The organism is Rubellimicrobium roseum (assembly GCF_006152145.1).
GTDB classification, from domain to species: Bacteria; Pseudomonadota; Alphaproteobacteria; order Rhodobacterales; family Rhodobacteraceae; genus Rubellimicrobium; species Rubellimicrobium roseum.
In genome coordinates, this window is sequence record NZ_VDFV01000060.1 from 1 (window position 1) to 19,832 (window position 19,832).

The 19,832-nt window shown below is 64.9% G+C and carries 29 protein-coding genes; 16 read left to right on the plus strand and 13 right to left on the minus strand.

Annotated elements, in window-relative coordinates; translation table 11 throughout:
* Positions 1 to 106 precede the first annotated feature (106 nt).
* A complete protein-coding gene (locus FHG71_RS20475; protein WP_176559542.1) occupies positions 107 to 703 on the plus strand; it encodes a winged helix-turn-helix domain-containing protein in 597 nt (198 codons plus the stop codon).
* Between the two features lie 102 nt (positions 704 to 805).
* Here the strand turns inward: FHG71_RS20475 and FHG71_RS20480 are convergent, their stop codons facing one another.
* Positions 806 to 1,834 (minus strand): IS110 family RNA-guided transposase, encoded by a 1,029-nt coding sequence (locus tag FHG71_RS20480; RefSeq protein ID WP_139083554.1) that lies wholly within the window; start codon positions 1,832 to 1,834, stop codon positions 806 to 808.
* Between the two features lie 235 nt (positions 1,835 to 2,069).
* Between FHG71_RS20480 and FHG71_RS20485 the strand changes: the two genes are divergently transcribed.
* The gene (locus FHG71_RS20485) at positions 2,070 to 2,531 is read left to right on the plus strand and encodes an IS630 family transposase (protein WP_176559543.1); all 462 of its coding nucleotides are present in this window, start codon (positions 2,070 to 2,072) and stop codon (positions 2,529 to 2,531) included.
* Between the two features lie 113 nt (positions 2,532 to 2,644).
* Complete coding sequence (locus FHG71_RS20490; RefSeq protein ID WP_139083556.1) at positions 2,645 to 3,100, plus strand: hypothetical protein; 456 nt, start codon at positions 2,645 to 2,647, stop codon at positions 3,098 to 3,100.
* 254 nt (positions 3,101 to 3,354) lie between these two features.
* Here FHG71_RS20490 and FHG71_RS20495 read toward each other — a convergent pair whose 3' ends face one another.
* Positions 3,355 to 4,233, minus strand: coding sequence for a transglutaminase family protein (locus tag FHG71_RS20495; RefSeq protein WP_246045545.1), 879 nt, complete (start codon positions 4,231 to 4,233; stop codon positions 3,355 to 3,357).
* Between the two features lie 125 nt (positions 4,234 to 4,358).
* Between FHG71_RS20495 and FHG71_RS20500 the strand changes: the two genes are divergently transcribed.
* On the plus strand, positions 4,359 to 4,664 hold the full coding sequence (locus FHG71_RS20500) for a hypothetical protein (protein WP_139083557.1): 306 nt from the start codon (positions 4,359 to 4,361) through the stop codon (positions 4,662 to 4,664).
* 109 nt (positions 4,665 to 4,773) lie between these two features.
* On the opposite strand, the gene FHG71_RS20505 is transcribed toward FHG71_RS20500, so the two are convergent.
* Both FHG71_RS20505 and FHG71_RS20510 read right to left on the minus strand, forming a co-directional pair.
* Positions 4,774 to 4,956: a hypothetical protein gene (locus FHG71_RS20505; RefSeq protein ID WP_139083558.1), complete on the minus strand. Its 183-nt coding sequence runs from the start codon at positions 4,954 to 4,956 to the stop codon at positions 4,774 to 4,776.
* 251 nt (positions 4,957 to 5,207) lie between these two features.
* Positions 5,208 to 5,414: a cold-shock protein gene (locus tag FHG71_RS20510; RefSeq protein WP_139083559.1), complete on the minus strand. Its 207-nt coding sequence runs from the start codon at positions 5,412 to 5,414 to the stop codon at positions 5,208 to 5,210.
* Between the two features lie 764 nt (positions 5,415 to 6,178).
* On the opposite strand from FHG71_RS20510, the gene FHG71_RS20515 reads away from it, so the two are divergent.
* The 3 genes from FHG71_RS20515 (at position 6,179) to FHG71_RS20525 (ending at position 7,111) form a co-directional block, all read left to right on the plus strand.
* A complete protein-coding gene (locus FHG71_RS20515; RefSeq protein WP_139083560.1) occupies positions 6,179 to 6,367 on the plus strand; it encodes a hypothetical protein in 189 nt (62 codons plus the stop codon).
* Between the two features lie 27 nt (positions 6,368 to 6,394).
* A complete protein-coding gene (locus FHG71_RS20520) occupies positions 6,395 to 6,724 on the plus strand; it encodes a hypothetical protein (protein ID WP_139083561.1) in 330 nt (109 codons plus the stop codon).
* 126 nt (positions 6,725 to 6,850) lie between these two features.
* Positions 6,851 to 7,111 (plus strand): hypothetical protein, encoded by a 261-nt coding sequence (locus tag FHG71_RS20525; protein WP_139083562.1) that lies wholly within the window; start codon positions 6,851 to 6,853, stop codon positions 7,109 to 7,111.
* Between the two features lie 75 nt (positions 7,112 to 7,186).
* On the opposite strand, the gene FHG71_RS20530 is transcribed toward FHG71_RS20525, so the two are convergent.
* Positions 7,187 to 7,846, minus strand: a complete 660-nt coding sequence (locus FHG71_RS20530) for a recombinase family protein (RefSeq protein ID WP_425467379.1) — start codon at positions 7,844 to 7,846, stop codon at positions 7,187 to 7,189.
* Between the two features lie 445 nt (positions 7,847 to 8,291).
* On the opposite strand from FHG71_RS20530, the gene FHG71_RS20535 reads away from it, so the two are divergent.
* From FHG71_RS20535 to FHG71_RS23735, 6 genes are all read left to right on the plus strand, one after another.
* A complete protein-coding gene (locus tag FHG71_RS20535; RefSeq protein ID WP_139083563.1) occupies positions 8,292 to 9,809 on the plus strand; it encodes an ABC-F family ATP-binding cassette domain-containing protein in 1,518 nt (505 codons plus the stop codon).
* Positions 9,810 to 10,258: 449 nt separating this feature from the next.
* Positions 10,259 to 10,531 carry a hypothetical protein gene (locus FHG71_RS20540; protein WP_139083564.1) on the plus strand — a complete coding sequence of 91 codons (273 nt, stop codon included), beginning with the start codon at positions 10,259 to 10,261 and terminating at the stop codon, positions 10,529 to 10,531.
* 38 nt (positions 10,532 to 10,569) lie between these two features.
* On the plus strand, positions 10,570 to 10,926 hold the full coding sequence (locus FHG71_RS20545) for a hypothetical protein (protein ID WP_139083565.1): 357 nt from the start codon (positions 10,570 to 10,572) through the stop codon (positions 10,924 to 10,926).
* A 585-nt stretch (positions 10,927 to 11,511) separates the two neighbouring features.
* On the plus strand, positions 11,512 to 11,754 hold the full coding sequence (locus tag FHG71_RS20550) for a DUF2188 domain-containing protein (protein WP_139083566.1): 243 nt from the start codon (positions 11,512 to 11,514) through the stop codon (positions 11,752 to 11,754).
* Positions 11,755 to 12,010: 256 nt separating this feature from the next.
* Positions 12,011 to 12,220 (plus strand): DUF2158 domain-containing protein, encoded by a 210-nt coding sequence (locus FHG71_RS24820; protein ID WP_218014187.1) that lies wholly within the window; start codon positions 12,011 to 12,013, stop codon positions 12,218 to 12,220.
* Between the two features lie 117 nt (positions 12,221 to 12,337).
* Positions 12,338 to 12,514 carry a hypothetical protein gene (locus tag FHG71_RS23735; protein ID WP_218014188.1) on the plus strand — a complete coding sequence of 59 codons (177 nt, stop codon included), beginning with the start codon at positions 12,338 to 12,340 and terminating at the stop codon, positions 12,512 to 12,514.
* Here FHG71_RS23735 and FHG71_RS24425 read toward each other — a convergent pair.
* A complete protein-coding gene (locus FHG71_RS24425; protein ID WP_246045546.1) occupies positions 12,509 to 12,790 on the minus strand; it encodes a helix-turn-helix transcriptional regulator in 282 nt (93 codons plus the stop codon). The genes FHG71_RS23735 and FHG71_RS24425 overlap by 6 nt on opposite strands.
* Positions 12,787 to 12,972 carry a hypothetical protein gene (locus FHG71_RS24430; protein WP_246045547.1) on the minus strand — a complete coding sequence of 62 codons (186 nt, stop codon included), beginning with the start codon at positions 12,970 to 12,972 and terminating at the stop codon, positions 12,787 to 12,789. Before FHG71_RS24430 ends, FHG71_RS24425 begins: the two co-directional genes overlap by 4 nt.
* Positions 12,973 to 13,108: 136 nt before the next feature.
* On the opposite strand from FHG71_RS24430, the gene FHG71_RS20565 reads away from it, so the two are divergent.
* Positions 13,109 to 13,321, plus strand: coding sequence for a DUF1127 domain-containing protein (locus FHG71_RS20565; RefSeq protein ID WP_139083569.1), 213 nt, complete (start codon positions 13,109 to 13,111; stop codon positions 13,319 to 13,321).
* 518 nt (positions 13,322 to 13,839) lie between these two features.
* Here FHG71_RS20565 and FHG71_RS20570 read toward each other — a convergent pair.
* Positions 13,840 to 14,733, minus strand: coding sequence for an alpha/beta fold hydrolase (locus FHG71_RS20570; protein WP_139083570.1), 894 nt, complete (start codon positions 14,731 to 14,733; stop codon positions 13,840 to 13,842).
* A gap of 369 nt (positions 14,734 to 15,102) precedes the next feature.
* Between FHG71_RS20570 and FHG71_RS20575 the strand changes: the two genes are divergently transcribed.
* Positions 15,103 to 15,276 carry a hypothetical protein gene (locus FHG71_RS20575; RefSeq protein ID WP_218014189.1) on the plus strand — a complete coding sequence of 58 codons (174 nt, stop codon included), beginning with the start codon at positions 15,103 to 15,105 and terminating at the stop codon, positions 15,274 to 15,276.
* A gap of 325 nt (positions 15,277 to 15,601) precedes the next feature.
* Here FHG71_RS20575 and FHG71_RS20580 read toward each other — a convergent pair whose 3' ends face one another.
* The 3 genes from FHG71_RS20580 to FHG71_RS20590 all read right to left on the minus strand — a co-directional run bounded on the left by FHG71_RS20580 (position 15,602) and on the right by FHG71_RS20590 (position 16,808).
* On the minus strand, positions 15,602 to 15,895 hold the full coding sequence (locus tag FHG71_RS20580) for a hypothetical protein (RefSeq protein WP_139083572.1): 294 nt from the start codon (positions 15,893 to 15,895) through the stop codon (positions 15,602 to 15,604).
* Between the two features lie 67 nt (positions 15,896 to 15,962).
* The gene (locus FHG71_RS20585) at positions 15,963 to 16,232 is read right to left on the minus strand and encodes a hypothetical protein (protein ID WP_139083573.1); all 270 of its coding nucleotides are present in this window, start codon (positions 16,230 to 16,232) and stop codon (positions 15,963 to 15,965) included.
* Between the two features lie 255 nt (positions 16,233 to 16,487).
* The gene (locus tag FHG71_RS20590; protein ID WP_139083574.1) at positions 16,488 to 16,808 is read right to left on the minus strand and encodes a hypothetical protein; all 321 of its coding nucleotides are present in this window, start codon (positions 16,806 to 16,808) and stop codon (positions 16,488 to 16,490) included.
* Between the two features lie 44 nt (positions 16,809 to 16,852).
* Here FHG71_RS20590 and FHG71_RS20595 point away from each other — a divergent pair, with 44 nt between their 5' ends.
* Positions 16,853 to 17,503 carry a hypothetical protein gene (locus FHG71_RS20595; RefSeq protein WP_139083575.1) on the plus strand — a complete coding sequence of 217 codons (651 nt, stop codon included), beginning with the start codon at positions 16,853 to 16,855 and terminating at the stop codon, positions 17,501 to 17,503.
* Positions 17,504 to 17,512: 9 nt separating this feature from the next.
* Here FHG71_RS20595 and FHG71_RS20600 read toward each other — a convergent pair whose 3' ends face one another.
* Both FHG71_RS20600 and FHG71_RS20605 read right to left on the minus strand, forming a co-directional pair.
* Complete coding sequence (locus FHG71_RS20600; protein ID WP_139083576.1) at positions 17,513 to 18,163, minus strand: response regulator; 651 nt, start codon at positions 18,161 to 18,163, stop codon at positions 17,513 to 17,515.
* On the minus strand, positions 18,154 to 19,569 hold the full coding sequence (locus FHG71_RS20605) for a sensor histidine kinase (protein WP_246045548.1): 1,416 nt from the start codon (positions 19,567 to 19,569) through the stop codon (positions 18,154 to 18,156). The genes FHG71_RS20600 and FHG71_RS20605 overlap by 10 nt, the downstream gene beginning before the upstream one ends.
* Between the last annotated feature and the right edge of the window lie 263 nt (positions 19,570 to 19,832).

The window sequence follows — 19,832 nt, forward strand, 5'->3', positions numbered from 1 at the left end:
TGCGCCAAAGGGGTCCCGTTTGGACGCCGATCACCCCGGAAGCGGGGTCCTTATTCCATGCTGATCAACAGCACTGGAGATCCGGACGGACCTGAGCGCGGGGGAGTTGCGGGCGCTGGCGCGACGGGAGAAGGACCCGCGCGCGGCCTCGCGGATGTATGCCATCGCGCATGCGCTCGAGGGAAAGAGCCGCGCGGAGGCGGCGCGACTTTCTGGCATGGAGCGACAGGCGCTGCACGACGCGGTGGTGCGCACCAACGCTGAGGGCTTGGCCGGGCTGCACGACCGCCCCAAGGGTCGCCGCCGGCCAGTGCTGAGCGATGAGGAGGGCGCTGCGCTCAAGCAGCTTGTGCTCGCCAGCCCTGAACTCGCCCGCCATGGCCGCACGGAGTGGACGTTGCCCTCTCTGGCCGAGGAGGTCGCGCATCTCTGGGGCAAGCGGCTGCACCCGGCCAGCCTGTCGCGGGTGCTCAGACGGCTGGGCTTGTCCAAGCAGAAGACCCGGCCGCGCCACCCGCAGGCCGACGCCGAGGCGCAGGAGGCGTTCAAACGTATGGCCCGCCCCGTCGGCAAGTGGCTTGATGGTCGCTGGCCTGAGCAGTCTGCAAAAACGTATCCGGCCTCCGGGTGTGTGACCTTGGGCCAAGATGGAGATCCGCGCGCTCTGGTCCTCATAAAGGGGTCGGCCTTGGAGGCCATTTGAACGCAAAGGGTTTCAGAACGCCCGTCGACTGTTGGGCCATCTTCCTTTCGTGCCACCCGCAGACCTCGTTGGGCCGGCGATACTCTCGCCGGTCAGTTCACCTCATCTCGTCACGGGAGCCGCCATTGCCTCGTAGCTCCGGCCATGATGCAGCAGCGCCCAGACGATCCGCGCCATCTTGGCGGCCAGCGCCACCACTGCGGTGTTCGGGTGTGATCGTGCCAGGAGTGAACGCAGCCAGGCGCCGAGGCGGGTGTCGCTCTGCCGCAGGGTTGGCATTGAGGCTCGCGCCCCTTGGATCAGCATCTTGCGGAGGTACTTGCTTCCGCGCTTGGTGATGCCGAGAAGCTTGGGCCTGCCGCCCGTTGTCGCCTGCCGTGGCACCAGGCCCAGCCAGGCGGCGAGGTCGCGGCCTCGACGAAAGGTCCTGGCCTCACCCACCGCCGCCACGAGCGCGGTGGCGTTCAGGGCGCCGATGCCGGGGATGGTCATGAGGCGGCGCGCCCGCTCGTCGGCCTGAGCCTGGGCTGTGAGCTCAGCGTCATAGGTCCGGATGCGCGCCGTGATCTCCAGAAGGCGCTCGTGCAGATCCCTCAGCAGGAGCTGCATACGAGGGCTGACCTGGTCCGGCGCTTGGCGCAGCTCAGACAGCTGCTGGTTCAGCTTGGCGCGTCCTTGCGGAATGGTGATGCCCCGCTCGAGCAGGAGGGAGCGGATCTGGTTCATGAGCAAGGTGCGCTCCGCCACCAGTCGGTCGCGAACGCGGTGCAGCGTCTGCATGTCGAGCTGCTCCTCGCTCTTGAGCGCGACAAAGCGCATCGTGGGCCGTGTGGCCGCTTCGGCGATCGCCTCGGCATCGCGGTCGTCATTCTTCTGGGCCTTCACGTAGGGCCGCACGTATTCGGGCGACATCAGCCGCACCTCGTGACCCCAGGCGGCCAGAGCCCGGCCCATGTGATGGGCGCCGCAACAGGCCTCCATCGCCACGATGCAGGCCGGCAGCTTGGCCGCATAGGAGCTCACCGTCTCCCGCCGCATGCGCCGGCGCAGCACAACCCGGCCGGCCTCGTCCAGGCCCATCACGCTGCAACTGGTCTTGCCCAAGTCGATCCCAAGAACCGCAATGCTCATGATCCGTCTCCTCTCGCAGAGCCTGACCACCAGCTTACAGCGGTCGGCCGGGGGTGAGGGGCGGGCCATCCATAAAGGGGGTCTCGCCGAGGCTATAGCGGCAGCCCAGGAGGCCCACCCTGGTCAGCGCATCGCGCTGTGGTTCGAGGAGTGAGCCGGATCGGGGGACAGTCCGGGGGACTGTCACCCCGGCGAACGCCCGGGTGGGCCAGAAGGGGCGCACCACTCACCGTTGGTGGACCAGGGGCGAGCGCCCGCCGGGGCTGTGCGGACCAAGCGCTTTGCGTCCGCCTACCTCTTCGCCGCCGTGGAGCCCGCCACCGGGGCCGAGGTGGCGCTCGTGCTGCCCACCGTCTCCACCGCCGCGATGAGCCGCTTTTTGGCCGAGCTGTCGGCCCAGATCGCTCCGGACGTCCATGCCGTGCTCGTGCTCGACCAGGCCGGCTGGCACGGGGCCCGCGCTCTGGTCGTGCCCCCGAACCTCACCCTGGTGCCACTGCCGCCCTACAGCCCCGAGCTCAACCCGGTCGAGCGGCTCTGGCTTTACCTCCGCGAGCGGTATCTCTCGCACCGCCTGCTCGCCGACTACGACGGTGTCGTGGATGCCTGCTGCCACGCCTGGACCGCCCTGACCCAGGAGCCAAGACGTATCCAGTCGCTCACCAGCTACCCCTGGCTGCCATGCCTGAGTTCATAAGCTGGGCGGTATAAGAGGCCGCGGCTCGACCGTCCGAGGGCATTCGGCCGGGAGCGCGGCAGTCCGACAGGCTGCGGCGCTCCCGCTTCTTTGGACCAACCCGGGAGACACAGATGTCGATAGCACAAGAGGCTTGGACCGAGTTGATGAAGGCTGGCTTCGGCCTGGTCAGCACGAGCCTGCAGGTCAGCGAAATGATGGTGGCGTCCAGCAGTGTCATCGGCGCGCGGATGACCATCATGGGCCAGGCGGCTCGCCGTCCAGCCGAACGCGACTACGCGGAGATCACCGGCATGGTGGCGGAAAAGGTGGTGGCCGTCTCCAAGGTGAACCAGGCCCTTGTCGACCAATGGTCGGCGATGCTCCTCGATGCATCCGAACAAGCGCACCATCTTGGGTGTCATGCGCTCAGCGGACGTCCCTTGAGCGCGCGAGACTACTCATCGCTGATCGAGCATTGGCTGGCACATGGCACCCGCATGGTGACGCGCACGATGGGTGCTGGCGGACTGGCCCTGGCGCCGGTCCACCAACAAGCGACCGCCAATGCGCGGCGCCTGGGGCGGTAGCGTAACCCCGAGGCCCCTGATGGCCTCTTGGGTTAGGATTTGGGGGTCTGCCCAACTTTGTCGCTGACGGTACCGGGTCAAGGCATTGGCAAGAAACCAGGTCGGAAGGTCGAGGGGCGGCTATGAGGGACAAAGCCACCCTTCAGTATTTGAGCCGCATGGACCCTTCTGCGGACCTGGGACAAGACATGGAATGACCATTACAAACAGGGTAAGTGAAGCCGGCGACCTAGCCAGGCAGCTGCGCCCACAGCTTAGGCCGCAGCGACGCTGATCTCGACCGACATGAGCTCAAAAGCCTTGGGCTGTCCCACGTAGCTGCCCGAAACGGGAACGGATTGGGCGATGTCGCGCACCATTGCGACGGGGATGAGGTTGGCGCCTCCGATGCTGCGGTTGGTTGGATCGAAAGTGATCCAGCCTGCCCCGGGCACGAAGACCTCGGCCCAGGCGTGCGTGGTGCCTGTGCCTTGAGAGCCCATAAGGGCCTCGCCCGGATCGTGGAGGTAGCCGGACACGAGGCGGGCCCCGAAGCCCAGGCTGCGGACAGCCTCGGCGAAGAGAACGGCGAAGTCCCGGCACGACCCTGCTCTACGGTCGAGGCTCTCCAGGGGCGACTGTGTGCCCTCGTCGTCCCGTGTCTCGTAGGCGAGCGCCCCCGACACCCCGGCGCTCAGGTCCTTAAGGAGGGACAACGTATCGGTCGAACTGCCAAGTACGAAGCCCTGAGCCCAAGAGGCGAGCCGCCCAACAGGGTCGGCGTGCTGCATCACGGTGAGCGCGCCAAGATCTGTCCAGTCCTCGTCCGAGTAGCGGAACGGGAACGAGATCGCCAAAGCGGCGATGTCGAACACCGGCCAAACTGCCGCCGAGAGTTCGACTTCGGTGGAGCAGCTGATCACCAGACGATCTGTTATCGTCTGGAATGTCGCGGTCGCGACCGCATTGCCTGCCACATCCTGCGCCCAGGTGATGGTCGCCTCAGGCGAGATCGCCAGGGTGGTGCTGATGATCCTCAGATCGCGGCTTTCGCGCGGGCGCAGCATCAGCCGATGCGGCCCTAGCTGGACGGGTTCGCGGTACTGGTAGGTCGTCCGGTGATGGATCGTGAGGTGGGGCAGCGGGACCTCCATGACTGGGCCCGAGTGTCGGACTGATATGAACGCCGGACCATCCCCAAGCTCGTCAATGCCATGGGCGAGGACGACCGACGGCGGCGCGAACAAGTCGCCTCAGATCAAGCCGCGGAAGTGAAGACATGAAACAGCGACTGCTTGAGGAACTTGAGGCTCTTCGAGAAGCCCACCGGACGGCCAAGACGCAAGGTGACTTCGATGCGCTCCGGTTGCGGATGCAGACCATAGAAGCGCTTTCGACATCGGCCGCTCAGCGCTCCAAGGCCGAAAAGGAAGCCCTTGAACGCGTGAAGGCCGTTGTGTCGGAAGCCATTCGGGCCAAGCGGGAGGAGTTGGAGCAGCCCAGCAACTTCTCAGGGGTGGTCTTTACACTCATGCAGGCCGTCAGGCGCGGCACGACAAGTTATGAACGGTGGTCGAAGCCATAAGGACCAGTGCTCAGTCGTGTCCTCGACCTTGCGATGGGGACTTCCGCCGCCCGGATAGCCAAGCCACGGTCTCGGCCGAATGGGTATCGCCCTTCGACCCCCTTGGGCCTCACGAGCGGCCCACCACCTTCGCCAGATCATCCGGCGTCCATCGCTGGCCCGTGTCATCCTTGATGACCATATTGGCCGCCTCTCGGTTGTAGGTGGTCCACCATCGAAGCGCGTCGGCCGCGGTCGGGGCCTTCTTGCGCACGGGACCGGTGGGACCCGTCCATTGAACTGTGAACGGCATAGGTTGCCTCGTGTGCTTTCTGTCAGGTCAGAAGGAGCGAACCGGCGGGCACGACGCATGAACAAGCGTCGGCAGACTTCAGGCGAGACGCCGTCCCACATGCATTGAACAGCCAGCATGTCCCTTGAAACGGGCCATGATCAGGTTCGCTTGGGGTTTTTGGGAATGCGTAAGGGGGCGGACCGGCCACCCCCTTGCGTTCTTTGATCCTTGCAGAACCCGGTCGCCCTTCAAGGGCAGCCCAGGCTGGCTTACGCCAGCTCCAGGTTCTCGGCCGACTCGCGGCCGTCACGGCCCGAGGCGATGTCGAAGGTGACCTTCTGGTCATCCTTGAGGCCGGTCAGGCCCGCCCGCTCCACGGCGGAAATGTGGACGAACACGTCCTTGCGGCCGCCTTCGGGCTCGATGAAGCCGAAACCCTTGGTGGCGTTGAACCATTTCACGGTGCCATTGGCCATCGTGATGTCTCCTGTCTGATGCGCTGCCCACAAGGTGCGGCAGCCCGGCTATGTCAGTGTCGCAACGAGAAACTGAAGCCGGTGAGGGAGACAGCGGATCGAGGGAAAGCAACGTTCGCACAACACAGGTGGGGGTCGTGGGTCCCGAATGCAAGAGCATTAGGCATCAGGAGTCCAGCTTTCTTCAGGACCCTCGGCCCCCAGACTCAGCACCCCGGTTATCGAACCGGATCTGCTCCTTTTCCGGTCGTTGATCGCTCCTGCCCGAGGATCGTCTGCCCAAGCGAGGAGAGCCGCTTTCAGGCGGCGGTTGCAATTGGACGTGGTTCTGTGCGCTCCACATACTCAGATCTCCAAGGCTTGCCGCGCGGCCGTCCGAAGCTGGGCCTTGGTGACAGCGGCGCCGTTCTCGTCGTGGCACGTCACCTCATAGCCTATGGTCTCGGCTTGAAACCAATCCTTCAAGGTCTTGGATGCGGCCATAGGAGCGCCGGAGCGTAGCACCTTCCCTCCAGCCGAGATAATCAGGTTATACACGTGCCGCCTCCATGCTTGCTGTCAGGCACATGGGGATTGCGGGCCCCGAGCAGCAGGTGCACGGCTCTGCTTATTTCGAGCCGAGCCGGTCGGGACCACAATCTTGTCCTTTGTGCCAGAGGCTTGAGCCGCGCTCTCCACCGCGCCCTCGCATTCGGCGCATTGCACTCCATATGTGTGAAGCCGCCAGGACTGTTCCTTTCGGCTTTTCCCCGGAAGGATCACACATGGACAACGCCGTGCACCCGCACGAGGCCGTCGTCACGCGCCCGCTCCCCAAGCTACAAGCAAGTCCGGGCTGGTCCGCATTCTTCCAGTCGCTGAGCCAGAGCGGACAACCACTCGCCCAGACCACACCAGACCATATTCCACCCGTGGCTCTGACCCCGATCAGCCGCTTCGCCACCTCGGCGTGAGGCCATTCTCCAAGTGAAAGCAAGCCCATGATCCGCTCCAGGTCAGACACCATCCAGGACACCATCGACCTGCTTTTCTCGAAGGGCTCCGGCCGGAACCTGCAGCCCTCGATCGAGGGCCTGGGCGCGAAGCCTGGGTTCAAGCCGACCAGCAATCGCTTCGAGGCGCGAGCCGACGAGACCACCCGGATGGTAAGAGAGATCACCAACACGGCCACTGAACAACGACAGGCGAAGACCGCCATCCTTCGGGCCGCAAGACTCCAGAAGGAAGCGGAAGCCCGGGCAGCTGCGGTTCTGGTTCCGATCAAGAAGGCTACCCGGTCCCGCAAGACGGCTCCCGTGACCCCCTCCTGATACGAAGGAAGGCAACCTATTCCTGTCGATAGAAAGATCTGAGCTCCGTGCCCCACTATCTTGTCGTACAGAGCGAGTTGCCGGAGCAACGGGAGGCTCGCCGTCAGAGGGTGGGTAAGAGCGCCGGTGAGACCTGCGCTCGAGGAACTCGCGATCGCGCTGCGCTCGCAGGCCGCGGATCTCGCCGAGGCGGATCTCGCCGCTGATCGGGACGACGTCCGTTCCCGTGCTGCCGAGATTGAGGCTCTTCACCGCGATCCGACTAGCCCTGCATTGTGCTGCCGGCTTGGCGTCGATGGCGAGTTCGCGGACCAGGACCGTCGCAGGCGGGAGATCGCGAACTTTCTCGAAAGCCTCGGCGAGCTGCGGACCGGCTCAGGTGCATGAAGGCGTGTGTTGCGTGCGAATCCTCCGTGTACGCGTCCTGTAGATCCAAAGTATCGTCCTTCAATTTCCAGAGCCTCATGGGCCCGAGACAGCCTTGGGCACCGTAGCCGTCCCGTCTGCGCCCATGACCTTGGCGCCCGCTTCCTTCAGGGTGCCGTCGCCGTTGAGGTAGGTGTAGAGCGTGCCTGTCCCGATGCCGAACCGTTTGGCGATGGCCTGCGCCGTCTCGTCGGTGTTGGCCAGGAGCGCCTGTGCGGCCCGGAGCGTGGCGCGGTCCATCTTGCGCGGCCGGCCGCCCTTGCGCCCCCGGGCCCGCGCGGCCGCCAAGCCCGCGCGCGTCCGCTCGGCGATAAGCTCGCGCTCGAACTCGGCAAAGGCGGCGAAGACGCCGAAGAAGAGCCGCCCGTTGGCGGTGGTGGTGTCGATCTGCGCGCCCGCTCCCGTCAGGACCTTGAAGCCCACGCCCCGGGTGCGCAGGTCGTCCACGGTGGTCACCAGGTGCTTGAGGTCACGCCCGAGCCGGTCGAGCTTCCACACGACCAGCGTGTTGCCGGGCTGGAGGGCCTTGAGGCAGGCCAGGAGCCCGGGGCGGGCATCGTGACGCCCCGAGGCCAGGTCCTCGTAGAGGCGCCCGGGCTCCACCCCGGCCGCGAGGAGGGCGTCGCGCTGCAGGTCCAGCGTCTGGCTGCCGTCCGCCTTGGACACCCGCATGTAGCCCAGCAGCAACTCGGCCATTCCGATCCCTCCCTCATTCTGCCCGGTCCACCCATCTGGCTCCGACCTGACCCACTCGGAAACATGCGTTGGCACCGCATTTCTGCACACAGCAACCGGAACGGGTTTCCGAGTGGAACGCAAGCCCTTCGGCTCTCATTCCCGCGCCTCACCTGTAAACGGTCGTTTTCCGAGCAGATGCGGAGCGATGCTTAGGGGAAGGAGTATACCCCTATCGCACGCTTGACTGAGGGCCCGTACTCCATAGTGTCGTGGCATGTTATCTCTTGCCCCGAGGCCGTCGTGAGCACGACGTCGTTCTACGAGCGCAACCCCGGACCTGGGCTCGCCCTGCGGCACCGTTCGCAGGGCTGATCCGAGGGACATCGTCACACTTCTCTCGGTCGGCCCGGTCCGGCGGCACTGTCCTTTCAGGCTGCCCTCACCTTCCGCTCCGAGACACGAGATGACCCTCATCGCTTGCAAGGACCTTGGCGTCACCCTGGGTGCGCCGCTCTTTACCGATCTCACCTTCTCCCTCACCAAGGGCGACCACGTGGGCCTTGTCGCCGCGAACGGCCGGGGCAAGTCCACGCTCCTGCGCTGCTTGGCCGGCACTCACGAGCCCACGGCGGGCGAGGTGACTCGCGCCCGCGGCCTCCAGGTCGGGCATGTGGAGCAGGACATCCCGGAGGCCCTCCTTTCGCTGCCACTCCGCGAGACCGTCCTTCGGGCGCTCCCGCCCGAGCAGCAGGACAGCGAAGGCTGGCGCGTGGACATCGTGCTGGACGACCTCGAGGTGCCGGAGGAGTTGCGCGACCGTCCCATGGGCGCGCTCAGCGGCGGCTGGCAGCGGACGGCCCTCCTGGCCCGCGCCTGGGTGACCGAACCTGACGTCCTCCTGATGGACGAACCCACGAACCACCTTGACCTCGGGCGGATCGGCTTTCTTCAGACTTGGCTTTCCACTGTGGCACGGAGCGTGCCCGTGGTGGTGGCGAGCCACGACCGGGCCTTCCTGGATGCCGTATCGACCCGGACCCTGTTCCTGCGCGAGGCGCGGTCGCAGGTCTTTGCGCTGCCCTACACGCGCGCCCGGGCGGCCTTGGCTGAGGCCGATGCGGCTGACGAGCGGCGCTTCGACAACGACATAAAGCAGGCCGCACAACTGCGGCGGCAGGCGGCCAAGCTGAAGAACATCGGCATCAACTCGGGCTCCGACCTCCTGGTGGTCAAGACCAAGCAGCTCAAGGAGCGTGCTGACAGGCTCGAGGAGGCTGCCCGGCCGGCGCATCAGGAGCGCTCGGCCGGAGCGATCCGGCTCGCGAACGCTGGCACGCCGTCCAAAGCTCTCGTGGCCTTCGACGACGTGGCGGTCGCCGCACCGGACGGGCGGCTCCTGTTCAAGACAGGCAAGCTTTGGATCAACAAGGGCGACCGCATCGTCCTCTTGGGCCGCAATGGCAGCGGCAAGTCGCAGCTCATGGCGCTCCTGCACCGGGCCATGCTGGGCGACGTGCCTGGCGTCACTGTTGCACCCACGGTGGTGGAGGGCTGGTCGGATCAGAGCCTGGGCCAGCTCGACACCTTCCCGACCCCTTGGGCCGCCGTCACCGCGCCGTTCGACGTGGGCGACCAGTGGGCGCGGGCGCTCCTCGCCGGGGCGGGCCTCGGGGTCGACCTCCAGGGCGCCCGCATCGCGGCGCTCTCGGGTGGGCAGAAGGCGCGACTTGCCATGCTGGTGCTGCGGCTCACCCGGCCCAACCTTTACCTTCTCGACGAGCCCACAAACCACCTCGACATTGAGGGCCAGGAGGCGCTCGAGGCGGAGCTCGGCGCGCAAGGGACAAGCGGCCTTCTTGTCTCGCACGACCGGGCCTTTGTGCGCGGCGTGGGCACTCGTTTCTGGCAGATCCAGGGGCGCAGGCTTGTGGAGGTGGATGGGCCGGAGGGGTTCTTCCGGGAGGCGGTCGGGAGCGAGTGAGCTCGCTCCGGCGCCGAGCTCCTCGCTACGGCTAAGGTGAACCGGCTCAAGTCTGTCTAGAAAACGAACGGACGACACTGTTGGCGAAGTCGAAGCCGGGTGGCTGTCGAGCCTTGAAGTTGCGGCTTTGGCACGCGCCAGACGGCCCCAAACCTCGTTCTTCGCCGCACTAAGTACCTTGTTCTGACTTCGCCAACAGTGTCCGAACGTTTGATGGACGATCAGAGCGCACTCGGCCAGCGCGCTTGAGGACATGCCCGGCATCATAGCTGATGATCAATAAATTTTAGGAGCAAGCTTTACTAGCATTGTAATTTATCATCGAAATGTTAAATGTATAATTAATCACGAAGGCGGATGAGTTCATCCGGTTTCGTGGGAGCGCTCTCCTGAAAACTCAACCCAAGCTGCCGCGCTCTTTATGGAGCACGGCATCATAAAGGCTGGCCATGAACTCGCGTTCGACAAGGTCGACGGTCACGTTTGCTCATCCGTTCCGCATCGCGGGATACGACGATGAGCTGCCGGCAGGTGATTACGAGGTGGTGGTTGATGAGGATCTGATGGAGGGCCTCAGCTTTGAGGCCTACCGCCGAACCGCCAGCTACCTGCTGATCGGTGGTCGGGCGGGAGGCCGGGGTCCGGCCGAGATGCGTCCCGTTGACCCGAGAGACCTGGAGGCGGCCTTGGCTCGCGATCAGGCGTCCCCCGAAGCAAGCTGAACGGGCGCCGGGGCGCTTTCCCCGCTGGAGGATCTGTCATGACGACCGACTGGCTGAAGCCCGGCATCTATGGCGCACTGGGCGGCGCTGTCCTCACCATGGTGGTTGGGTTCTCCTGGGGCGGCTGGGTCACGGGGGGAAGTGCCACCGAGATGGCCACCGTCCAAGCCAAGAACGAGGTGATCGCGGCCCTGGTCCCCATCTGCTTGCAGATTGCGCAGGACGACCCGGAGCGGTCCACCAAGCTGGCCACCATCACCGAAGCCTCGACCTATCGGCGCAGGGACGCGGTCATGGAGGCTGGCTGGGCTACGGTGCCCGGCTCGGAGGCTCCCAACCGCGATCTGGCGCAGGCCTGCATCCAAAGGCTGAACCTTGTTGAGGCCGCGTCCTGAGCTGACCGGAGACGTCAGCCATAGCTAGCTCCCTTTCTAAGCCTAGAGCCAGGCACTCCGTTAGGCTGCCGCTCGGACCTTGGACCATTCCGTTGGCAGGTAGATCGACCTTCCGCCGGACGGAGCGAGGCTAGGCTAGCGATGATCTTCGGGATCGGTCCAGCTGTCTTACGATCCGGCGGTCGCGTCTCGGCCGACACTGCACATTGAGCACTACGATGCTCTTGGAGGACTTGCCTTGACTGCTGACCCTGGACGTGACGTGGACCGGCTCGAGAACAGGACGGCGCTTCTCGCGGTGGCTCTTGAGCTGCGGGCTTGGGCTCTTGCTCTCCCGCTGTGGAACTCCTTGGATCCGGATGACTGGGACGGCTTCCTGGAGCGCCGCCGCAGGAGCGAGACTGCTCTGGCCGCGCGGCTCCGCCGGCTGCCGGGCTGCTCGTTGGGCTGGTCCGAGAACCAGAACCACGCGGATCTCACGCTGGCGGGGGTTCGCGTGCAGTCCGACCGAGGCCTGAAAGGGGCGTGCGAGGCCTGGGTGGCCAAGGCTCGGGATCGCGGACCGTTTGAGAGGAGACCAATGCGATGACACGGGCACCCGCGATCCAGTACTTCGTCGAGACCCAAAATGGGGAGTGGACGGTGCGGCGCGATGGCAAGCGCTACGGGCCTTATAGGGACAGGTCGGTCGCGCTCCGACAGGCCGTTGATGCGGCCCACACCTCGGGCCGAAACGACCGCCCCGCGCAGGTCCTCGTGCAAGGCGAGGACGGCACGTTCATGGCCGAATGGACCTATGGGGACCACTCCTATCCGCCACCTGACTGACACCACGGCCAGGCACGCTCAGCGTTGCGCAGGGTGAAAGCAGGTGGGATCGACTCGGCCACAGCTCGGGGAGGCGCTCCATGTGCTTACGCAGGCGCTCACAGGTAAGGCGCCGATGGCCAGGAGAGCGGAATGGGCTGCCTTGCACCATTCTCGTTGTAATCGACAGCTACCGCCGCGCCTCAGCTGACCTTCTGGCACGCCTGGAGGCGCTCCGGCGCATGTTGGCACGCGCCCTTGATGAAAGGACTTCATGATGAGCGATCACGGCATCGAACTTGGCGATAGCGTTCGCCTGAAATCTGGCGGTCCTTTGATGACCTACGAAGGCGAGAGTCACTCGACCGGAGATGCGATCTGCACCTGGTTCGACGGCACTCAGAGATGCCAAGAGACCTTCAACCACAGGGCCATCGAGAAAGCCGATGGGCCTGAGGCCGGTCCGATGACACGGGTTGGACGATAGCCTGGCAAGGACCGGGCCGGAGCGCCACCTTGGCGATCTGTTGCATCGTTGCGGAACAGCACCGGCCTGACGTCTTGTCTGCCACGGTCACCTGACCTCCCGCGAAAGGACACCGCTGTGCCAAGGCTTCTCGTCGTTCTGGTCATGCTGATCGCCATCGCTCTAGCCGGCTGGTTCGTTCTCTTCAGCCCAGGCTGGATTGAGCGGACGGCCTCTGATCGCGTCGAGATCAATGAGCAGGTTCTCAAGCGCAATCACCCGGACGCGCTCCACGCATTTGCGCAGCGCTCATAGGTGATGTGCCGCTTGACGGCCGCCATGCGCGTTGCAATGCAGTCGGGGGTGGGGTTGTCCTGAGTAAGACCCCATCCCCGCGCGCGCGATAGCGTCGCATAATCCCCCAAGACCCAGCACCTCCACGAAGCGACGGGGCGCCATCTGGTGCAGGTTCACGCGGGGCTTGGCTTCCCAGTAGTGCACGGTGTCGCGGGTGACGCCGGCCCGCCGGGCCAGCTCCTCCTGGCTCAGGCCGGCCGCACGCCGATGTGCCCGCAGCTCGGCCCCGGTCACTGGTCCACCTTGCAGGTCCGGCTCACGTTGTCTGCTCCTGCTCGATCCCCGATCAGCGCCTCGATCCCGCGCGTCTCGCGGGCCAGGTCGTTGATCGCCTTCCGCGTCTCGGTCCAGTCCTGCGAGCGCAGGCCGTGAACCCAGCAACTCCTGACGCCTCTTCGATTTCCGGTTCTGTCCATGCAGGCATCGCATATCGGCCTTCCTGGGACAGTCGTTGTGCAGGCGCAGCGAAAGCGTATCTATGAGGCCGCTAGCGATAACAACCCGAGACCGATGGGCCATTCGGGCCCCGATGACCGAAGAAGGAAAAGCCTCATGGCTTACATAACCCACGCCGACCGCGCCTTTGAACACCCCGCGATCCTGTCCAACCTGAAGGCGACCCTTGCGCAGCGCCTTGCCCAGTTCCGGACCTACCGCTCGACCGTGAACGAATTGGCCATGCTGACGGATCGCGAACTGACCGATATCGGCATCTCCCGCGCCGACATCCGCAGCATCGCCCGGGGTACGGCTTACGACGTCTAACAGTTTCCGGTTGGGCCTGCCTCTCCCTGAGGTTCGACCTTCCTGTGGCGCTGTTTCTTCTCCCTGAGCGGCCCATGGACGACGCGGCGAGAGGTTCTCCTCCCTGCTCTCGTCGCGACCTTTTCGGCGGCACCCGATGACCCGGGTAGCCGCCGTTTCTTTATCATTCCCGCTCCTCCAGATGGATCAGACCCTCCGTTCCTGAGCTACGCCATCGGCCTCAAATCACCTGACGACGGGCAGTTGTGACTGAGGCGCTTCGGGCGGGTATGGCGGACATGGACTCCACTTAACTTCTTTATTTATGGACATTTTTACTTGATGATCAAACGCGGGCACGGCCCCTGTTCCATCATTCGGCTCAACATCGGTGGGTGAGGTTGGCGGTTTTCGGGGGTCAGGAGGTCGTGCGCGGCTTGAGCGAACCCCCGGGCCGCACATGGCTCTGGCCGGGGGAGGCGTCTCGCTAGGGCGAGCCATGTGAGACAGAGTACGATCAGCCTTATGTGTTGCGGTTGTCAGTTACCTGCGACGAATGCCTCGATCATTGCTGCCAGGCCGACGGGATCGCTCACTGGCCCATTGTGGTTGACACCGGGCAGCGTGCCGACCTCCGCTTGGGGCAGGCACTCACTCATAGACTGAGCGACATGCCGCCAGAAGGCATTGCTGTCTCCTCCATGCACAAGAAGTGTCGGCTTATTGAGTTGCCCCAGCATCTCACAAGTGATGTCCCAAGACGGTGCAGACCACAGGAGCGGCATCGTTCGAGCGTTGGCGAGCTGTAAATCCTGCATCTCCTGCGGCAAGCTCTCATAGCTACCAGGCTCCATCTGGAACACACCTTCGATCAAAGCCCTGGTTGCCTTCTCCGCGTCCCCCTCCTGCACCGCCGTCGTCACAGGGCCAAACATCTGACCGGCCGCTTCGCGCGCCGCTTCGCCAGCCTCACCCTCCTTGACCAGCGTGCCCAAGGAGGGCTCATAAAGGACTAGGCTCTGCACCAGATCCGGATGATCCAGCGCCACGGCTGTGGCCACGTTGGCTCCATAGGACCAGCCGACCAGATGCACCGGCCCCAGATCGAGCGCCTCGATGAACGCCGTTACGTCGTCGGCATGGGTGGCAACGCTGAAGTTCTCGCCCTCGTCCGGCCAGTCCTCCGTGCCGAAATATCTCAGCGTCGGGGCGATGAAGCGGTGCTGGTCGGAGATCTCTGCGCGGATGGGCTCCCAAGCGCGAGCGTCGCTTACAGCTCCATGCACGAAGAGAATGGGCTCGCCCGTCCCCTCCTCGGCATAGGACATGGTGACGCCGTTGACCTCGACCTCGTGGCTGGCCGGTTCAGCCCATACCAGCGTCCCGGTTGCAGCAAGGGTGGTGAGTAGCAGAACATGTCGGTGTAGGCACATGGCTCACTCCTAACCAAGCGTTGAGCCGGGTTCGGCAGGTGCCTTCCTGGACCGGGAGGTATCTGCCTCCCCTGGGTTCCCTAGGGAACAGGCCGATGATGCGCCTGAAGCAGAGTTCCCGCAACTTCGATGATGGCCGGGCGATGAGGCATGCAGAGCAAACCTCAACATTCGTTGTGCCTTACACCCATCAAGAGGATACGGCGGAGGGAGGCTCCGCCCGTTCTCTCGCCAGAAAGGTGGACGCAAGGGAGCCTTTACGAGTCCCTGGAACGGCAGGATCTGCAGTCGACGGTCGCGGCGGAGCGGTCACAAGGCCAGCTGCTCGAGATCCCGGGGGTTAGCAGCCTCACCGAGGCCGTGGGCCTGATGCTGGTGAGCCTTCTGCTTCTGGCCTGGACGGTGGGGGCCTACGCCGGGATCGTCTACTGGTCGCCCCAAGGCTCGCTCTGGGGTGTGATCCTGTCGGCGGTCGTTCCGGGCTTCGGGGCCGCCACGACCCTGCTGCTTTACCTGTGGCTGGGGAGTGGGGGCTCGCTGTGAGCCGTTGTCCGTTCCGGCCGGTGACCCGCCCGCCAGCCGATCCTTGCACTCCTACGTCGTCGCCAGTGGTCGTGCGCCTGCGTCCTGCAGCCGCGGCCATACCGCGCGGATACCGAGGGGGCGTCCGTGGCAACTGTCGTACCCCCGAGTGGTCAGCATCCCGGGTGTTAGCCCAGATGCATACAGCCGTCCGGGGGCGCGGTGGCCGCGATGCCCGCAACCCGGACCACTGCCCGCGCGTGCCAACGGGCCTGTGGCAGGCCAGTTCGCGACGGCCCGCAGGCGCGCCCGAGCCGATTGTTCCGTCCTGATGTCACGGCTTTCGTTAGGACGGAGATTGTCCGCCCATGGGGCGCGCGCAGACCTCGGCTGTCTGGGTGAGGTCAGGGTCAAGGCTTGCGATGCAGCGCATCACCCGGTGGGTGTTGTAGAGGGTGTGCTCCCAGTAGGTGACGACCGCGCTTTGCCCGTTGCTCAGCGGCAGACCGGCTGACTCGGTCACGGTCCAGCCCTGAGCCGCCAAATCGGCCGACGTCACGTGGGCGACTGGCTCCCAGACGTTGCCTGTCGGGAGACCCTGCGCGAGAGCCGCGCTCGGGAGCAGGGCAAGGAGGAGCACGCGAGCCGACCACATGATCATGATGCCGCGGCAACGTGGCGGGTGGGGCGCGGTTCCTTTGCCTAGATCAGTGCTGCGAGGACCGGGTGACATGGCGCACCAACCCGGACACGTTTTCGATCTCTCGCGCGATGCTTCGATGGCGCTCTGTTGCCTCCTCGGCGGAGCGCATGGCGTCGCCAGCCGCTTCCACCATTCGTGCGACGGCCTGGATCTGGTGAGGATCGTCAATAGCCATCCGGCCGATCAGCGTCAGCACGAGAAGACGGAGGGCATCGACCTCTGCGTCCAGCGTTTCGAGCCGGCGCTCTAGGATGCACAGCTTGCAATCGTCCATGCGCAGGCCCTCTGTTCGCCAGGAAACCGGCGAAGGGTTTAGAGGGCCGCATCTGGCAGCCCGCACCGCAGCCTAGCGCCGCAAACCATTCGCTCTACCGACTTCGGTACAGTCTTCCCAATGTGAGTACGACACCCCGGCCCCTGTTGCTGGAGATGGTCGGGCACGAGTCAGCGGAAGTGGAGGGAGGATGGCACGACAGGAGGAGCCCCGGCCGATGCGACCGGGGCTCTCCTTGGACGTGCCAAGGGTGGTTCAGCCCCGGCACTCCGGGTGCTCGGCCACGTCATGGGCGTCATCGCAGCCCGACCCGCCCGGAACACGTGGCCTGCCACCGTGGCCGCCGCTGCGCGAATCATTGGTCCGTCCGTCGTCAGCGCCGTGCCCGCCCCGCCGGTCATCGCCGCCCCGGCCACGACCGCGTCCCCGCCGATCGAAGATGCTGTTGTCGTCACCCAAGCCTTCGAAGGCCTGCGTCCCGGCGATACGATGGCCTACGCTAAGATCGGAGGCCATGATGGGAGTGGTACCGACAACGAGGGCCACGAGGGTCGAGCTCAGGAACAGGGTTCTCATGTCAGGTATCCTTTTGATTGTTTTGAAGCGTGGATGCCCTGAGCGTGTTTCACACGATCGCTCGGCGATATGGACCGTGGTCGCTCGATCTGCCGACCGCGACCCATACCTTGGTTTGCTTGGCTCGTAGCCTGAACGGACTTTGGTCCGTATGGGTTGATGGCCTGCAGGTGCTAATTGTGGTCGTGCCTGAACCCCCTGACCTGCAGTCCTCCCACATGAGCCCTTTCATCCTTCCACGACGGCAGGTCCTTTGCTTTCTGGCCTGGGGGACTGCGACGGCCTGTCTGCCTGTCTGCGTCCCCAAAGCTCGGGCCAATGACGAGGACGATCGTGGCAGTGGCCAGGGCCGAAATCGCGGACGTGGCCGCGGAGGCGACGATGACAATGACCGGGGTCGCGAAGACAGCGGTCGAAGCCGCGGCGAAAGCGACCGCAGCAACATCGACAATCGGGGCGGCTCGGAGGACCGGAGGAACAGGAACGACAACACGGAGGATCGTGCTGACGATGACAGGCTACGCACCTCGAACGAGGATGCATCGGTGTTGCAGGACATCACCGTCATCTACCCTGACGGTTGGACTGAGCGGATCGCCGACGGCAGCTACGAATTGCTGGACCCGCTGAGCCGGTCTGTCGTGCGCAGGTCCGCTACAAGCGAGGACTTCAACCGGATGATGTCCCTGCGTTAGGGCTGTGGATCAGTCCTTCCGGTCGGCCCAGCCCTCGCGAGCGATCAACGCGGCCTCGGTCCGGTTCCGGGCCTGAAGCTTCTGCAGGATCGTGGTCATGTAATGCTTGACGGTCCGTTCCTGAAGGTCGAGGTCCAGTGCGACCTCCTTGTTGCTTTTCCCTTCCGCAACGCGCCGCAGAATGTCTTCCTCCCGCTTGGTCAGGGTATCGAGAGGGTCGGTCGGCTTCGGCGTGCGCGGTGCGGTCATGGCCGCCAGCATCTTCATGGCAAGCGAAGGGGCCACATAGGTCCGCCCTTCGGCGAGATCCGTCACGATGCCCACCAGATCCCGAGCGCCTACCCCTTTGAGGATGTAGCCGGCCGCACCAGCCCTGAGCGCCTGCAGGATGTGGTCATCCTCTTCCGAGACAGTCAGCATGGCACAGCGCGGAGGCTCCGCGTTGGCCATAATCCGCCTCAGGGTAGCAATCCCGCCACCCGGCATCGAGATGTCGAGCAGGACCACATCTGGCTTTTCCCGAGCGACCATCGCCTCCGCCTCCGGACCCGAGGCGGCCTCGCCTGCAATCACAAAGCGACCCGACTCGGATAGGGTGCGGATCACTCCCTCGCGATAGAGCGGATGATCGTCGACCACGACGATGCGGATCAGGTCCATGCTGGGCCCCTAGTCTCGAGAGTCATGATGATCTCGGCGCCACCCTCAGGACGGCTGCGCGCCGCAAAGGTTCCGCCAAGGCTTTCTACGCGGTCGCGCAGGCCAGAAAGGCCCATGCCCTCCGGACGAGGGATGTCGGGCAGTCCTGGTCCTTGGTCGCGTACCGCCAGCCGAAGCTCCTGATCGTCGCAGGTGAGCGCAACCTCCAGTCCCACGCCCTTTGCGTGGCGGCTCGCGTTGTTCAGGCCTTCCTGAACGAACCGGAACACACAGACGCGGGCGGCCGGGTCCAGATCCGGTTCGGTGGAGCAGGTCGCTTCGAGCGTCACGCAATGGCCCGTCCGGGCCTCGTGCGCCTCCACAGCCGCTTTGACGGTGGCCTCCAGAGGACGCTCGGCGATGTCGGGAAGCTGAAGTCCCCGGGATACCGCTCGGACTTCGGTGAGGGCCTCGGTCACGGCACCGGCCACCCGGGCCATCTCGTCGCTCACCGGACCCTCGAGGCGTTCGCGCAAGGCGTCGAGCCGGAGCGCGGCGTAGGCCAGATGCTGGGCCGGTCCGTCGTGAAGGTCGGCGCCGATCCGGCGCATGGTACGGTCGGTTTGGGTGGCGGACCGAGAGGCTGCCGCCTGCACACGAAGACGAAGCTCCTCGTTGCGCGCCGATAACTCGCGCAACTGGCCCAGGCGCTGGTCGAGTGCGCGGCGCTGAACTTCGATGGTGTGGCTGCCCCCAAGCACAATTGCATAAAGGACTCCGCCCAAGAGCAGCGTTGTGATCCCTACGGCAGCCCAGGCCGCGGCACGGGCGGCCCGGAGGTCGCCTGCGAGTCCCTCCGCGATCTCGTAGAACTCGGCCACGGCGACGACCCGGCCTGACCAGACCTCCCGGACAGGAAGGTAGATCTCCAGGAGCGGCAGCCCCAAGGCCGCCTCTTCGCTGCTTTCCTCCTCATGGAGGTCATCAAAGGAAGCAACAACCTCGCCGGACAAAGCTTGGCGCAGGTCGTCGGTCAACGGAAAAGTTCGACCCTCGTTGGCGTTGTTGTCGGCCCAGATGACCTGGCCGTCGGCGCTCCAGAACTTGAAGGACACCACGCGGTCGCCCAAGGGTGTATTTTCGAGGATCTCATGCAACGCCCGATGAGCGCCAGGTGTTAGCTCGCCTGATCTCGACACCTGCTGGAGGATCGGGCCGATGACGTTGTCCATATAAAGCGCCGTCGCGTTAGCCGAGTTGCGCACCACCGCGTCTTCGATGCGAGCCGTCACCACGGCGCCAATGACCAGCGTGGCCACCACGAGCACCACGCTGGCAGCGGCCGCAAACCGCGTGGCCAGTGACAGTCGAGACCAGCGGGATCTCAGTTCACCGTGTTGAGCTCGATATGAAGCCGCGATGGTCATTGAGACTTACTACCGCCCGACCTGCCGCAGGGAACAGACTTTGGTACGGGGAACGCCGAACCGATCAGTCTGTGCGTTTTTCATGAGAAACGCACAGAGGCGGCCGCGCCTTTGGAGTGATCAGCAAGGGCTCCGTTGCAAACTCTGACCAAGGGCAAGGTGAGGTAAGCGGTTGGCTCATGGCCGGTCAGACTACGGTCAGGACCTATAAACCTTTTCGGATCAACAACGCTCCTAGAGACCACGGCTGAGCGTCAGGCGTA

Bases quoted from the DNA above. Each gene is read 5' to 3' on its own strand.
- FHG71_RS20550 (WP_139083566.1), top strand. From the start codon at position 11,512: ATGACACGGGCACCCGCGATCCAGTACTTCGTCGAGACCCAAAATGGG.
- FHG71_RS20565 (WP_139083569.1), top strand. From the start codon at position 13,109: ATGGCTTACATAACCCACGCCGACCGCGCCTTTGAACACCCCGCGATC.
- FHG71_RS20510 (WP_139083559.1), bottom strand. From the start codon at position 5,414: ATGGCCAATGGCACCGTGAAATGGTTCAACGCCACCAAGGGTTTCGGC.
- FHG71_RS24430 (WP_246045547.1), bottom strand. From the start codon at position 12,972: ATGGACAGAACCGGAAATCGAAGAGGCGTCAGGAGTTGCTGGGTTCAC.
- FHG71_RS20585 (WP_139083573.1), bottom strand. From the start codon at position 16,232: ATGGACGATTGCAAGCTGTGCATCCTAGAGCGCCGGCTCGAAACGCTG.
- FHG71_RS20520 (WP_139083561.1), top strand. From the start codon at position 6,395: ATGATCCGCTCCAGGTCAGACACCATCCAGGACACCATCGACCTGCTT.
- FHG71_RS20480 (WP_139083554.1), bottom strand. From the start codon at position 1,834: ATGAGCATTGCGGTTCTTGGGATCGACTTGGGCAAGACCAGTTGCAGC.
- FHG71_RS20490 (WP_139083556.1), top strand. From the start codon at position 2,645: ATGTCGATAGCACAAGAGGCTTGGACCGAGTTGATGAAGGCTGGCTTC.
- FHG71_RS20535 (WP_139083563.1), top strand. From the start codon at position 8,292: ATGACCCTCATCGCTTGCAAGGACCTTGGCGTCACCCTGGGTGCGCCG.
- FHG71_RS20545 (WP_139083565.1), top strand. From the start codon at position 10,570: ATGACGACCGACTGGCTGAAGCCCGGCATCTATGGCGCACTGGGCGGC.
- FHG71_RS20570 (WP_139083570.1), bottom strand. From the start codon at position 14,733: ATGTGCCTACACCGACATGTTCTGCTACTCACCACCCTTGCTGCAACC.
- FHG71_RS20540 (WP_139083564.1), top strand. From the start codon at position 10,259: ATGAACTCGCGTTCGACAAGGTCGACGGTCACGTTTGCTCATCCGTTC.
- FHG71_RS20500 (WP_139083557.1), top strand. From the start codon at position 4,359: ATGAAACAGCGACTGCTTGAGGAACTTGAGGCTCTTCGAGAAGCCCAC.
- FHG71_RS20530 (WP_425467379.1), bottom strand. From the start codon at position 7,846: ATGGCCGAGTTGCTGCTGGGCTACATGCGGGTGTCCAAGGCGGACGGC.
- FHG71_RS20495 (WP_246045545.1), bottom strand. From the start codon at position 4,233: ATGGAGGTCCCGCTGCCCCACCTCACGATCCATCACCGGACGACCTAC.
- FHG71_RS20590 (WP_139083574.1), bottom strand. From the start codon at position 16,808: ATGAGAACCCTGTTCCTGAGCTCGACCCTCGTGGCCCTCGTTGTCGGT.
- FHG71_RS20600 (WP_139083576.1), bottom strand. From the start codon at position 18,163: ATGGACCTGATCCGCATCGTCGTGGTCGACGATCATCCGCTCTATCGC.
- FHG71_RS20575 (WP_218014189.1), top strand. From the start codon at position 15,103: ATGCTGGTGAGCCTTCTGCTTCTGGCCTGGACGGTGGGGGCCTACGCC.
- FHG71_RS20505 (WP_139083558.1), bottom strand. From the start codon at position 4,956: ATGCCGTTCACAGTTCAATGGACGGGTCCCACCGGTCCCGTGCGCAAG.
- FHG71_RS20605 (WP_246045548.1), bottom strand. From the start codon at position 19,569: ATGACCATCGCGGCTTCATATCGAGCTCAACACGGTGAACTGAGATCC.
- FHG71_RS20515 (WP_139083560.1), top strand. From the start codon at position 6,179: ATGGACAACGCCGTGCACCCGCACGAGGCCGTCGTCACGCGCCCGCTC.
- FHG71_RS24820 (WP_218014187.1), top strand. From the start codon at position 12,011: ATGAGCGATCACGGCATCGAACTTGGCGATAGCGTTCGCCTGAAATCT.